The 13,132-nt window shown below is 74.5% G+C and carries 8 protein-coding genes; 5 read left to right on the top strand and 3 right to left on the bottom strand.

Going from position 1 to position 13,132, the window contains the following annotated elements:
• The first annotated feature begins 198 nt into the window (after positions 1-198).
• The gene (locus J2S55_RS09105) at positions 199-1,908 is read left to right on the top strand and encodes a glycosyl hydrolase family 8 (RefSeq protein WP_306858710.1); all 1,710 of its coding nucleotides are present in this window, start codon (positions 199-201) and stop codon (positions 1,906-1,908) included.
• A 48-nt stretch (positions 1,909-1,956) separates the two neighbouring features.
• Here the strand turns inward: J2S55_RS09105 and J2S55_RS09110 are convergent, their stop codons facing one another.
• The 3 genes from J2S55_RS09110 to J2S55_RS09120 form a co-directional block, all read right to left on the bottom strand.
• Positions 1,957-5,271 carry a DUF4153 domain-containing protein gene (locus J2S55_RS09110; protein WP_306858712.1) on the bottom strand — a complete coding sequence of 1,105 codons (3,315 nt, stop codon included), beginning with the start codon at positions 5,269-5,271 and terminating at the stop codon, positions 1,957-1,959.
• A 45-nt stretch (positions 5,272-5,316) separates the two neighbouring features.
• Positions 5,317-6,003, bottom strand: coding sequence for a response regulator transcription factor (locus tag J2S55_RS09115; protein WP_306858713.1), 687 nt, complete (start codon positions 6,001-6,003; stop codon positions 5,317-5,319).
• A 132-nt stretch (positions 6,004-6,135) separates the two neighbouring features.
• Positions 6,136-7,077, bottom strand: coding sequence for a GNAT family N-acetyltransferase (locus J2S55_RS09120; protein WP_306858714.1), 942 nt, complete (start codon positions 7,075-7,077; stop codon positions 6,136-6,138).
• 180 nt (positions 7,078-7,257) lie between these two features.
• Between J2S55_RS09120 and J2S55_RS09125 the strand changes: the two genes are divergently transcribed.
• From J2S55_RS09125 to J2S55_RS09140, 4 genes are all read left to right on the top strand, one after another.
• Positions 7,258-8,106 (top strand): arylamine N-acetyltransferase family protein, encoded by an 849-nt coding sequence (locus tag J2S55_RS09125; protein ID WP_306858715.1) that lies wholly within the window; start codon positions 7,258-7,260, stop codon positions 8,104-8,106.
• A 164-nt stretch (positions 8,107-8,270) separates the two neighbouring features.
• A complete protein-coding gene (locus J2S55_RS09130) occupies positions 8,271-9,860 on the top strand; it encodes a serine/threonine-protein kinase (RefSeq protein ID WP_306858717.1) in 1,590 nt (529 codons plus the stop codon).
• Positions 9,857-11,617, top strand: coding sequence for a serine/threonine-protein kinase (locus J2S55_RS09135; RefSeq protein WP_306858719.1), 1,761 nt, complete (start codon positions 9,857-9,859; stop codon positions 11,615-11,617). The genes J2S55_RS09130 and J2S55_RS09135 overlap by 4 nt, the downstream gene beginning before the upstream one ends.
• Positions 11,610-13,112 carry a serine/threonine-protein kinase gene (locus tag J2S55_RS09140; protein ID WP_306858721.1) on the top strand — a complete coding sequence of 501 codons (1,503 nt, stop codon included), beginning with the start codon at positions 11,610-11,612 and terminating at the stop codon, positions 13,110-13,112. Before J2S55_RS09135 ends, J2S55_RS09140 begins: the two co-directional genes overlap by 8 nt.
• Positions 13,113-13,132: the final 20 nt, after the last annotated feature.

Genomic DNA, 13,132 nt, shown 5'->3' on the forward strand with positions numbered 1-13,132 from the left:
ATTCAATCATTCACCGGGAACCCCATGCATCCAGGCACACCTCCACCCGGCCCGGCGCCCGGGCCGGACGGCTCCGGACGGCCCGGACGGCGATAATTAGGCCCCCCCACCCCTTGACCCCGGCGCGGCAGGAATGATGCCATCTTCATCTAGTTAGGAACCTTTCCTAACTAGATGACCGCAGAGAGGGCGGACCCTGTGCATGCGAGACCGCGTCTCCGTCACCCCTCGACCATCCTCGTCCCGGCACTGGCGCTCGCCCTGATCGCGTCGGTGTCCGTGCTGGCGGCGCCGCCCGGCCTCGCCGCCGACTCCCTCCTGTCCCAGGGCCGTCCGGCCACCGCCTCCTCCAGCGAGGACTCCACGCTGGCCCCGGGCAACGCCTTCGACGCGGACGGCTCGACCCGCTGGGCCTCCGCCGAGGGCCACGACCCCGAGTGGCTCCGCGTCGACCTGGGCCAGTCCGCCACGATCTCCCGGGTCAAGCTGACCTGGGAGGCCGCTTACGGAAAGGCGTACCGGATCCAGACCTCGGCCGACGGCTCGGCCTGGACCGACGTCTACTCGACCAGCTCCGGCGACGGCGCCGTGGACGACCTGGCCCTGTCCGGCACCGGCCGCTACGTCCGGCTGTACGGCACGGCCCGCGGCACCGCCTACGGCTACTCGCTGTACGAGATGGAGGTCTACGGCAGCACCGGCGGCACCCCCACCCCGACCCCCACGCCGACTCCGACTCCGACCCCGACCTCCGGTGGACCGGCCGTGCCCTTCGGGGGCCACACGATCCCCTACGCCTCCGGGATGCTGCGGCCCGGCGGGAGCCAGGCCGCGCTCGACCAGAAGGTGGTCGACTACTACAAGCGCTGGAAGGCCGCCTTCGTCAAGCAGAACTGCGGCAACGGCTGGTACCAGATCATCTCCCCCGACGCCGACCACCCGTACGTGGCCGAGGCCCAGGGCTACGGCATGGTCATCGCCGCCACCATGGCGGGGGCCGACCCCGACGCCAAGAAGATCTTCGACGGCCTGCTGAAGTACGTCCTGGCCCACCCCTCGTCGGTCACCCCCGGCCTGCTCGCCGCCGAGCAGGACACCTCCTGCAAGAGCGTCAACGGTGGCGACTCCGCCACCGACGGCGACCTGGACGTCGCCTACGGCCTGCTCCTGGCCGACCGGCAGTGGGGCAGCGCGGGCGCCTACGACTACAAGCAGCTCGCGATCAAGCACATCAACGCCATCAAGGCCGCTGAGGTCAACCCGACCACCAAGCTGATGAAGCTGGGTGACTGGACCAGCTCCGGCGACCAGTACTACTGGATCAGCCGCTCCTCGGACTGGATGATCGATCACTTCAGGGCGTTCCGCACGGCCACCGGCGACGCGACCTGGGACACCATCCGCGCCAACCACCAGAACCTCATCGCCTCCCAGCAGGCGACCTACGCCGCGGGCACCGGCCTGCTGGCCGACTTCGTGGTCAACACCAACACCACCCCGAAGCCCGCCCCTGGCAAGGTCCTGGAGGACCCCAACGACGGCAAGTACTGGTGGAACGCCTGCCGTGACCCGTGGCGGATCGGCGCCGACGCGGTGACCAGCGGCGACGCCAAGTCGCTCGCCGCCGCGCGGAAGCTGAACACCTGGATCAAGGGCAAGACCGGCGGAGACCCGAACAAGATCGCCGTCGGCTACTCCCTGAACGGCACGCAGATCTCCAGCGGCAGCGAGCCGGCCTACTTCGCCCCGTTCGCGGTGGCGGCGATGACCGACTCCGGCAGCCAGGCCTGGCTGGACGCCCTGTGGAACAAGATGCTGACCACCCCGTTCACCTCCAACGACTACTTCTCCACCAGCATCCAGCTCCAGGTCATGATCACGGTGACCGGCAACCACTGGGTGCCCTGACCCGCCCGTCCGGTACGGCTCCCGCCCGCCGGCGGGAGCCGTACCGCCTCAGTCCTGGTAGGGGATGTCCAGCCGGGAGAGCGTCCGGGGGCAGGTGACGTCCGTGCGCACCGGCCGCCGGCCGAGCAGCTCCCGCGCCTGCTGCCGGGCGAGGTTCCAGCCGTTCCAGGGATCGGGTGCGGACAGGCCGTTGTCCCGGACCACCTCCCGCAGCACGCAACTGCGGGCCGGTTCGGGCAGCCGGTCCAGCGCCGGTACGGCCTCCGCGCCGAGACCGCCCAGGTAGTCCTGGTCGATCCGGTCCACGCCCCGGACGGCGAGCTGGGTCTCGGCGACCCGCAGGTCCGGGTTCCAGACCGCGAACGCCAGCAGCGCCACCCCGGTCATCGCGACCAGGGTCCTGGGCAGCCACCCGGCGCCCCCGCGCCGCGTCAGCCGTACCGCACCGCTGATCAGGATCAGCGCGAAGACCGCGCCCAGCCACCAGATGGCGGCCCCCACCGAGGCCCGCAGCCGCGAGAACCCGTACGCCTCGACGTACAGGCCCAGCCGGTGCAGCGCGGAGACCAGGATCACCATGGTCAGCGCGCAGAGCACGCCGAGCAGCCCCGCCATCAGCCACCGGTCGCGCCCCGCGAGGCTGAGCGCCCCCGCGGCGACCGCCACGATCGCCAGCACGGACACGCTGACCACGACGAGCTGGAAGAACCCCGAGCGGGCGTACTCGGCGTAGGTCAGCCCGGTGGCGGACACCACCCAGCGGGAGCTGCCGAACAGCACCGTCAGCTGCATCGCCACGAACACCGCGAACAGCAGGTTCAGCGCGGCCAGCGGGGTCACCCAGAGGCCACGGCTCACCTTCAGCCGCAGGCCCGGAGCCTGCGGCCGCGCCGCCGGGCGCAGGCCCACCAGTGCCGCCGAGGCGGCCAGGACCCCGAACACCGCGAACAGCAGGATCCGCAGCGGCACCGAGTCCGCCCAGCCCCGCGCCGCGAACACCCGCTCGACGGCCGCGGCGAAGACCGCGTCCGCCGAGGCGAATAGCGCCCCGAACACCACCACCAGCACCACGCTCAGGCCGATCCCGACGAGCACGGGCACCACCCGCCTGCGCAGCGCCGTCCCCCGCACTGACTTCATCGGCGCGGCCAGGAACCAGGGGGCGGGCAGCAGCCCCAGCACGACCGAGACACCGCCCCTGGCCACCGCGAGCCAGCCGGCCCCGGCCCCCGACAGGGCGAGCGCGGCCAGCAGGAACCCCGCCAGCAGGAGCAGCCCGACGAGCCAGTCCGCGTCCCTGAACACCGCCACTGCGACCAGCCCGTAGGCGAGCACCCCCAGCCCCGCCGACCACGGGGTCACCCTCTGGCGCACGGCCGGCAGCAGCGCCGCCCCCATGACGACGGCGACGAGCACGAACCCCAGCCCCATGGCGCTGTAGGGCAGCGCGACCGCCGCGACGAGCCCGACCCCGGCGCACACCGGCAGCAGCCAGCGGGGGGTGGGCGGCAGCTCCGGCCTCGGGAAGATCGGCGGTGCCACGTAACCTCCGGGCGGGCCGCCTCCGTGAGGATGGGGCCCGGCCCCCGTCACCGGCCCGGCACCCGGCCCCGCGCCGCCCGGCCCCGGTACGGCGGGGCGCCCCGCGGCGGGCGGCTGCGCCGAGGGGAGAGGGGCGGGCGGCCCGTAGGCGTTCCAAGCCTCGCCCGAGACCGTGGTGGCGCCGATGACCGTGCCGATGAACCCGCCGACCACTGTTACGCCGACGCCCGCCAGCGCGCCCAGCACGGGCACCATGAGCCCGACGGCGATCCCCACGACCCCGCCGCAGAGAAGGCCGACGAGGCCGCCGAGGAGGACGCCGGCGACCGCCCCGCCCCAGTTGCGCACCGGAACCTGCCCGGCGGCCCGCGGGACGGGACGCACGGGGACGCCCGCGTGCCCGGGCCCGGGGCCGCCCGGGGCGGACGGCGCGGGCCTGACCGCCCCGGGGGCGGGAGACGGGAAGGTCCCGGGCGTGGAAGGCACGAGGGACCCGGCCCCGGGAGACCCGAGGGACTCGGGGACGGCGGCCGGAGGGGGCTCAGGCACGGGAGACACGGGAGCCCCGGAGGCGGAGGACCCGGGAGACACGAGGGACTCGGATGCGGCAGCCGGCGAGAGCTCGGATGCGGGCCCCGGGAGACCCGAGGCGGTAGACACCAGAGACCCGGACGCGGAAGACCCAGGAGACTCAAGGGACTCGGAGGCGGCAGCCTGCGGAAGCTCGGACGCGGAAGACCCAGGAGACCCGAGGGACCCGGAGGCGGCGGCCTGCGGGAGCTCGGACGCGGATGCCGGGAGGCCGGAGGCGGGGGACGCGGGCCGGAGGGTCGTGATCCTTCCGGGAAGGTCGACCGCGACGCGGCAGCCGGCGCCGTCCTCGACGCGGATGGAGCCGCCGTGGAGCTCGACGATCTCCCTGGCGATGGCCAACCCGAGACCGGCGCCGCCACCGTCGGCGGCACGGCCGGCGTCCAGGCGGGAGAAGCGCTCGAACGCCCGGGCCCGGTCCTCGGCCGGGATCCCGGGTCCCTGGTCGGTCACGCGCAGCCGTACCCCGGTCCCCTCGGCGGCGGCCGACAGCACCACGGCCCCGCCGTCGGGGCTGTGCCGTACCGCGTTGTCCAGCAGGTTCGCCAGCACCTGGGCCAGCAGGTCGGAGTCGGCCCGGACGCTCAGCCCCTCGGGCACCTCGCAACGGGCCGTGACCCCGCCGCCGGCCAGCACGGCCTCACGCAGCGCCTGGCCGCACAGCGGCGCGAGCTCGACGTCCTCAGGCTCGATCAGCCGGGCGCCCGACTCCAGCCGGGACAGGTCCAGGAGCTGGGCCACCAGCCGGCCGAGCCGCTCCGTCTGGGCCAGCGCCGTCTCCAGCGTCGCCTGGTCGGGTGCCGAGACGCCGTCCACCACGTTCTCCAGCACCGCGCGGAGTGCGGTTATCGGCGTGCGGAGCTCGTGGCTGACGTTGGCCACCAGCTCGCGCCGCTGCCGGTCCACCTCCCCCAGGTCGGCCGCCATCGCGTTGAAGGCCCGGGCGAGCTCGCCGACCTCGTCCCGGGAGGTGGCGCTGACCCGCAGGCCGTAGCGTCCCTTGGCGATGGTCTGCGCGGCGGCGGCCATCTCGCGCAGCGGCCTGGTCATCCCCCTGGCCAGCAGCTGCACCATGATCAGGGCCAGCACCACGGCCACCGCGACCCGCACGTCACGCGAGTAGCCGGCGTTGATGCCGACCTCGTTGACGACGAACGCCGCCGCCACGGCCAGCACGATCACCATGCCGAGCTTGGCCTTGATCCGGCCCAGGAAGTCGAGAGGTCTCAATGGTCGTCACATCCCTGTGTTGGAGTGGCGGGGACGCAGGCCGGCTCAGCGGCGGACGAGGGCGTATCCGACCCCGTGGACGGTCCGGACGACGCCCGGCCCCAGTTTGCGGCGCAGGGCGCGCACGTGGCTGTCGACCGTGCGGGTCGCGGCGGCCTCGGAGAACCCCCAGATGTCGGCCAGCAGCCGCTCCCGCTCGAACACCTGGCCCGGCCGCTCGGCGAGGCGGCAGAGCAGGTCGAACTCGGTCCGGGTGAGCTGGGCCTCGGCGCCCCGCACGTAGACCCGGCGCTCGGCGGTGTCGATCTCCACGTCACCGGCGCGGATGACCGGGTCCGCCACGGCGAGCTGGGAGGCCCGCTCCACCCGCCGCAGCAGCGCGTGCACCCGGGCGACCAGCTCGCGCATGCTGAACGGCTTGGTCATGTAGTCGTCGGCCCCGACCCCGAGCCCCACGAGCAGGTCGGTCTCCTCCCCCAGCGCGGTGAGCATGAGCACCGGCACCGGCCGGGCGGCCTGCATCCGCCGGCAGACCTCCAGCCCGTCGAGACCGGGCAGCAGCCGGTCGAGCACCACCACGTCGGGCGCGGACCCCGCGTAGGCGGCGAGCGCCTCCTGGCCGTCACCGACGACCTGGACGTCGAAGCCCTCGGCGGCCAGCCGGTGCCGTACGGCCCGCGCGATCGTCTCGTCGTCCTCCACCACGAGGACACGTCGTTGAGGGAGTGTCATGCCGGGCAGCGTAGACCGGTCCTGTGCAGGCGGCCTGTGGTGAATTGTGAAGGTTCTGCGCACGTACCCGTCCGAGACCGCGGCGTGCGCCCGCGGGTGCGGGGCCTCCGCCCGCGCGGAGGCCCCGCCGGGTCAGATCATGATCATCCGACGGCTGACGACCTGGTAGCCGATCCGGGCGAACGAGGCCGCCATGGGCGTGTTGCCCACGTCGGTGGAGTCCCTCACCTCGGGCTCACCCTCGGCGGTGAAGATGTGCAGCGTCTCGGCCACCATGTCGTCGGCGTAGCCGTGACCTCGGTGGGCGGGGTCCACCCCGATGTAGCCGATCGTCGCGAACTTGGAGTTCCGGGTGGGCATCACGATGCCGACCAGATCACCGGAGGCGTCGTGGGCCAGCCGCCACCGGTGGCGTCCGCCGGGGAACCCCGCGACGTCGACCAGGGTCGCCTCCGCGGTCGCCCGCACCCCCTTCTCGGCGAGGTTCCGCCGGTCCCAGGCGTCCAGGCTGCCCTCGGCGATCTTGGCCAGCAGGTCCACCACGGTCCCGTCGTCCTCGGCCGGGGTGAAGGTGAGCCGGGTCGACCTGGGCGGCAGGCCGTAGTCGGGGATCCAGCGCAGGTTGAGCCGCTCGACGGAGTGGCGCAGCCCGGCCCGCTCGGCCGCCTCGACCCGGTCGGCGACGTCGGCGACGGCGTCCGGCCGCTCACGCCAGTCGACCGGCAGGAACAGGTGGAAGTCGGGCCGCTCGCCGGAGGGGGCGGAGTATTCCGGGGTGACCAGCGCGGCGTAGGCGGCCCGCAGCAGGGCGGCGCCCACCTCGACCCGGTCGGGCCCGGTGCCCGGGTCGAACCAGTCGAGGCTGAAGGGATGCTCGGAGCCCGGCGGGCCCCAGAACGCGGCCCGGGCGACCACCTCGTCGCCGCGCAGCGCCACCCAGAGCCAGTCCGGCCGGTAGCCGAGCTCGTCGAAGGGGATGCCGCGCGCGCCGACGCCGGAGGCCGGCAACGGACCGTAGCTGTGGAACAGGTCGTACTCGCCCGCGCCGAGCGGGCGGAAGAACAGGTCAGACACGTCAGAACTCCAGAAAGCGTGCGCTCTCCGGCTCTCAGGCGGCTTGTCGCCCGAGGCGGGAGCGCGTGACCACGATGGCGAACATCTGCTCCTCACCTCCTTTTGGTGCTCGAAGGGACGGTCAGCGTACCGACGGTCCACCCGGATATCAATCAGATAATCAGCCGTTATGGTGGCGAAGTGACCGACGTGACGGCGTACCTCCGCAGGATCGGGGCCAAGGTCGACGGCCCTCCGAGCGTGGAGTCCCTGCACCTGCTGCACCGGGCGCATATGGAGCGCGTGCCGTACGAATGCCTGGAGATCTGGCTGGGCCGTCCCACGACGGTGGACCCCGTGGAGTCGGCCGCGCGGATCATCGGCGGGCGCGGCGGCTACTGCTTCCACCTCAACGGCGCCTTCTCCCTGCTCCTTGAGGCGCTCGGCTACCAGGTGACCCGCCACTTCGGCGGGCCCCAGCACACCGCCGGGGACCCGGCGGGCGCCGACGGCGGCCACCTCTCCCTCACGGTCTCCGGCCTGCCCTCCGAGGACAACCCCGGCGGCCGGTGGATGGTCGACCAGGGACTCGGCGACGGGTTCCACGACCCGCTCCCGCTCGTCGAGGGCGTCTACCGGCAGGGCCCGTTCACCTACGGCGTGCGCCCCTCGCAGGCCGAGCCCGGCGGCTGGCGGTTCGACCACGACCCGCGCGGCACCTTCTTCGGCCTGGACTTCCGCGCCGAGCGGGCCGAGATGCAGGCGTTCGCGGCGACGCACGAGCGTCTGTCCACCTCGCCCGAGTCCGGCTTCGTGCGTGTGGCCACGGTCCAGCGACGCGACGCGGGCGGCGTCGACATCCTGCGGGGCCTGGTCCTCACCCGGCTCGGCGACCGCGAGCACACCATGACCGTGGAGACCGAGCGCGACTACTTCGAACTGCTAGCCGACGTCTTCGGCATGCCGCTGGACGACGTCACCCCCGCCGAGCGCGCCAAGCTCTGGCGGCGTCTGTGGAGCGCCCACGAGCGGTGGAGCGTCCGGCGCTGACCGCCGGTGGAGCGCCCGGTGCCGGCCGTCCGGCGCGGCCGGGCGCGTCCCGTCGGACTATGAAAACAGAAGCCAGGGGCCGATGATCGGGCGATGATCGTCATTCATTGGTCCATAGAGCGCTAAGTGGCTATGTTTCTGTCCGCGATGGGACATCGAACGGGGTGAGCAGGATCGACACTCGAGTGTTAGCGGGCCGCTACCGGCTGCTCAATCCCCTCGCCGAGGGCGGCATGGGCACCGTCTGGCTGGCCGCCGACGAAGTGCTCGGCCGCGACGTGGCGGTCAAGGAGGTACGGCTCCCGCCGGACCTCGACCCCGCCCGGCGGGAGGAGTCCTGCGCCGCGGCGCTCCGCGAGGCGAACCTGGCCGCCCGGCTCAAGCATCCGTCGATCGTGACCGTCCACGACGTGATCGTCGAGCAGGAGCGGCCCTGGCTCGTCATGGAGCTGCTGTCGGGCGCCTCCCTGGAGCAGACGGTCCGCGAGAGGCAGCCGCTGCCGGCGCACCAGGCGGCCCGCGTCGGCGTGGGCATCCTCAGCGCGCTCGCCGCGGCGCACGCCGCCGGGGTGGTGCACCGGGACGTCAAACCCGGCAACGTCTTCCTCACCCGGAGCGGCCGGGCCGTCCTCACCGACTTCGGCATCGCCGTGGTCGAGGGCGAGGCGACGGCCGACCCCACCAGCCGCCTGGTCGGCTCGCCCAACTACATCGCCCCGGAGCGCCTGCGCGGCGAGCGCGGCGGTCCCGCCTCCGACCTGTGGTCCCTGGGCGCCACGCTCTACTTCGCCGTCGAGGGCGTGCCGCCGCACCCGGCCGACACGCCCATCTCGGCGATCAGCCGGGTGCTCACCGAGCCGGCCAGGGCGCCGGAGCGGGCGGGCACGCTGGGCCCGCTGCTGATGCTCATGCTCGCCCCCCGGCCCGAGGAGCGGCCGTCCTTCGACGCCGTCGCCCAGGCCCTGCGGGAGCTCGCGCTCGGCCGCCAGGCACCCGCGCTCCCCCTCCCGTCCCACCCGTCCTCCGCGCTCCCCCTCCCGTCCGGCCCCGGACCGGCCGTCCCCCTCCCTCCGGCGCCCGCCCCGCGCAGGGGACGCACGGCCCTGTGGGCGGCCGTCGAGGTGGCGGCGGTCGCGGCGGTCATCGGGGCCGCCATGGGCGTGACCCACCTGACCGCCGGCCCCGCGGCCCCGGGCCCGCCGGCGCGGCTCAGTGAGCGGCCGGGCGTCTTCGCCACCCCGGTGGACCTGTGCGAGCTGGTCCCGGCGGCCCGGGTCAAGGAGCTCCTGCCGGCCCTGAAGACCGGGGGAGAGCCGACCAACCAGGGCGGCTGCCAGTGGACGACCTCCGGGATCGGCCTGGAGGTGTATCCGGTGGGCGGCGGCAAGCAGTGGGGCAAGAGCCCGCGCCAGGCCCACGAGCTCTTCGTCAACCAGCGCAACGGCACCCTGCCCAACGGGGAGACCGCCTGGAGCTGGTCGGGCATCCAGGCCGGGACCCGGTCGGCCCGGGCCACCGGCCCGCTGGAGGTCAAACCGGTCGGGGACGAGGCGTTCGGCTACGACCTCTACGAGAACCGCAAGACCGGCAGGCTTGAGAAGAGCCACACGGTGCTCCGCGTCGACAACCTCGTCGTCGACGTCAGCTACACCGTGGTGGACGGCAGCAAGGACGGCCCCGCGATCCAGGCCGGCACCCACACCGCCGCCACCTGGATCGCGAACGCGCTGAACAAGCAGAAAGCGACCCGATGAACCACCCAGACGTCCCTCGATCGCAGGGCAGGCACGCCAGCGCGCCCGCCGCCGGTCCGGCCCCCGCCGGCGCACCGAGCCCGGCGGTGCTGGAACAGGCCTCGCTGGAGCAGGTGATCGGGCGGCTCGGGCCGATGACGCCGCAGCAGGCCGCCACCGTCGGCCTGGCCGTGCTGGACCAGCTCGTGGCCGTGCACACCCGGGGGCTGCTCCACGGCGACGTACGGCCCGGCTCGGTGCTGCTCGGCCCGCACGACCAGATCATCCTGAGCGCGCCGACCTTCCGGTCCCCGACCTTCACCGCCCCCGAGGGCGTGACGGGCCCGGCCGCCGACCTGTGGTCGCTCGGTGCCACCCTCTACACCGCCGTCGAGGGCCGCCAGCCGTCCCCCGGCGGATCCCTCGACAGCGCGGGCCCGCTCGCCTCGATCCTGTTCCAGCTGCTCTCCGGCGACCCGGCCCAGCGGCCTGAGCCCGGGACCCTGCGCAACATCCTGCTCGGCGTCTCCCAGAATCGCGGTGAGGCCCCCGCCCCGCTGCCCCCCGCCCCGGGGGGCACGCCGGCCGCCCCCGTGGACCCGCCGGTCCCGGCGGACCTGCTGGGCCCGTCGCCGGTCTCCGCCGGCGCGCCGTCCCCCTCGGGCCCGCCGGCCTCCGCAGGCGCGCCGTTCCCCGTGGACGTGCTGGCCGCCCCCGCGGACCTGCTGGGCCCGTCGCCGGACTCCGCCGGCGCGCCGTCTCCCCCGGACGCGCTGTCCCCCTCGGCCATCCTGCCGGGCCCTCCGGACGTGCTGTCCCCCTCGGGCACCCTGTCGAACCCCCCGGACGCGCCGTCCGGCCCCGCGGACGCGCGGCCCGGCGCCTCGGCACCCGCCGAGCCGCCCCCCTTCGACTCGGCGGACACCATGCCGCCCCGGCCCGCCTCCGATCCGTCGGCCATCCCTCCCGTCCCTCCCGTCCCGGACCCCCGGCAGGCGCCCCCCGGCGCCCCCGCCTCGCGGGAGCTCGTCCCCGCCTCCGCCGGGCCGCGCGACGCGCTCGCCGCCGCCCCGGCGTCGGGCGAGCCCACGGACCCGGCCGGACGCTCCAGGCAGCGGGCCGGGGTGCTCGTGCCCCGCCCGATCGTGGCGCTGACCGGCGTCCTGGTCGTCGGCATGGCGGCGACCATCGGCTTCCTGCTGGTCTCGCCGCCCGGCGGCTCCGGCGGGGACGGCCCCACCGCCGAGCCCGTCGCCGCCGGCAAGGGCCTGTTCGCCGCAGCTCCCCGCGCCTGCAGCCTGCTCGACGACCAGCAGGCGGACGAGGTCGTGCCGGGCTTCCGGAGCTCGGAGGTCGAGCCCGCCGCATGCGACTGGCTCAACCAGCACGACTGGCGCAAGCCCGGCCCGGAGAAGTTCGACCTGCGCGTACGGCTGGTCGCCCAGAAGGCGGACGCCTCCGGGGTCCAGCGGGCCAAGGAGTATCTGGCCGGCAAGAGGACCGACTCCGTGGAGAGGGGCAAGTTCGCGACGCCGAAGCCCGCGCCGCCCCAGACCCTGAAGGGGATCGGCGAGGAGGCGTTCAGCACGGCCGGCTACAGCTCGATCAACCTCTACGGCGGCTCCTACAAGGTGACCGTGGTCTTCCGGACCGGCAACCTGATCGCCCAGGTCGACTACGAGCGGGGCGGCGTCAAGGACGACCGGGACGGAAAGATCGCGGAGGGGGCCCAGAAGGTCGCCCGCTGGCTCACCCAGTCCCTGAAGACCGATGGCTGAGCTGCCGCTGCCCGTGCTCGCGGGCCGTTACCGGGCACTGCAGCGGCTCGGCGCGGGCGGGATGGGCGTGGTCTGGCGTGCCCAGGACGAGCTGCTCCACCGCGAGGTGGCGATCAAGGAGGTCAAGCTCGACCCGAGCCTCCCCGAGGCGCAGCGGGCCGAGTTGCGGGAGCGCACCCTCCGCGAGGCCCGCGCCGCCGCCCGGCTGGGCCATCCGTCCATCGTGGCCGTGCACGACGTCATCGCCCAGGACGGCCGCCCGTGGATCGTGATGGACCTGATCCGGGGCCGCTCCCTGGCCCAGGCGATCCGCGAGGACGGGCCGCTCCCGCCGCCGCGGGTGGCCGCGATCGGCCTGGCCGTGCTCGACGCGCTGGCCCTGGCGCACAGCCGGGGCATCATGCACCGCGACGTGAAACCGGCCAACATCATGCTCGCCCACGACGGCGGGGTGCTGCTGACCGACTTCGGCATCGCCACGCTGGAGGGCGACGTCCAGCTCACCTCTCCGGACGCGCTGGTCGGCTCCCCCGGATACATGGCCCCGGAGCGGCTGCGCGGCACCGGTGACGGCCCGGCCGCCGACCTGTGGTCCCTGGGCGCCGCCCTCTACACCGCCGTCGAGGGGCGCAGCCCCTTCCAGCGCGGCGTGCCGGTCGCCACCCTCGGCGCGGTGCTCACCGAGCAGACCCCGATCCCCTCGCGGGCGGACGGCCTGACCCCCGTCCTGCTGGCGGTGCTGGCCAAGGACCCCCGGGAGCGCCCCGGAGAGGCCGTTCTCCGCGCGGCGCTGCACCGGGTCGCCCAGGGGCTGCCCGCCGGGCCGCTCTCCCCGCAGGCCCCGCCGGAGCCGGCGGCGCCGTCCCGGCCCCGCCGTACCGGGTGGCTCGTCGGGGCGGGGGTGGCCGCGGCGGCGGCCGCGGCCGCGGTGGTGCTCGTGACGGTCTCGGGAGGCCAGGCGGCGCCCGGCGCCTCTCCCACCGCGCCCGACCCCCGGGCCGGGCGCTTCACCGCCGCCCCGGAACCCTGCACCCTGCTGACCGGGGCCCAGAGCCGGGCCGTGGTGCCGGGCGCGACGCCCATGGACATGCCGGCCCAACAGGACCGGGAGGCGTACTGCGTCTGGGACAGCTCGGCCGGCGGGCGCCAGATCCGCGTCTCCCTCACCCACCAGGCGCCCGTGCCGGGCCGGAGCGCCCCCGACGCGGCCCACGAGTTCTTCGCCGCCGAACGGACCAGGACCAGGGCGGATGCGGGCACCGGCCCCATCGGGTCGGTCAGCCCGCTCAGGAACGTCGGCCGGGTCGGGGCGGAGGCGTTCTCCTACGACGTCACCGCCCTGGACCGGGTCCACGCCGTCGTCCGCTTCCGGGTGAGCAACCTGCTGATCGAGGCCAACGTGTCGGAGAAGGGCAGGCGCGCCGGCACGGAGCTGCGCAGGCACGCCCTCCACGTCGCGCGCCAGGTCGCCGAGGAGTTGAACAGCCGTGACTGAGACGTCCGCGCCGGAGCCGC

The sequence above is a fragment of the Streptosporangium brasiliense genome (assembly GCF_030811595.1).
In the GTDB taxonomy this organism is placed as follows: domain Bacteria; phylum Actinomycetota; class Actinomycetes; order Streptosporangiales; family Streptosporangiaceae; genus Streptosporangium; species Streptosporangium brasiliense.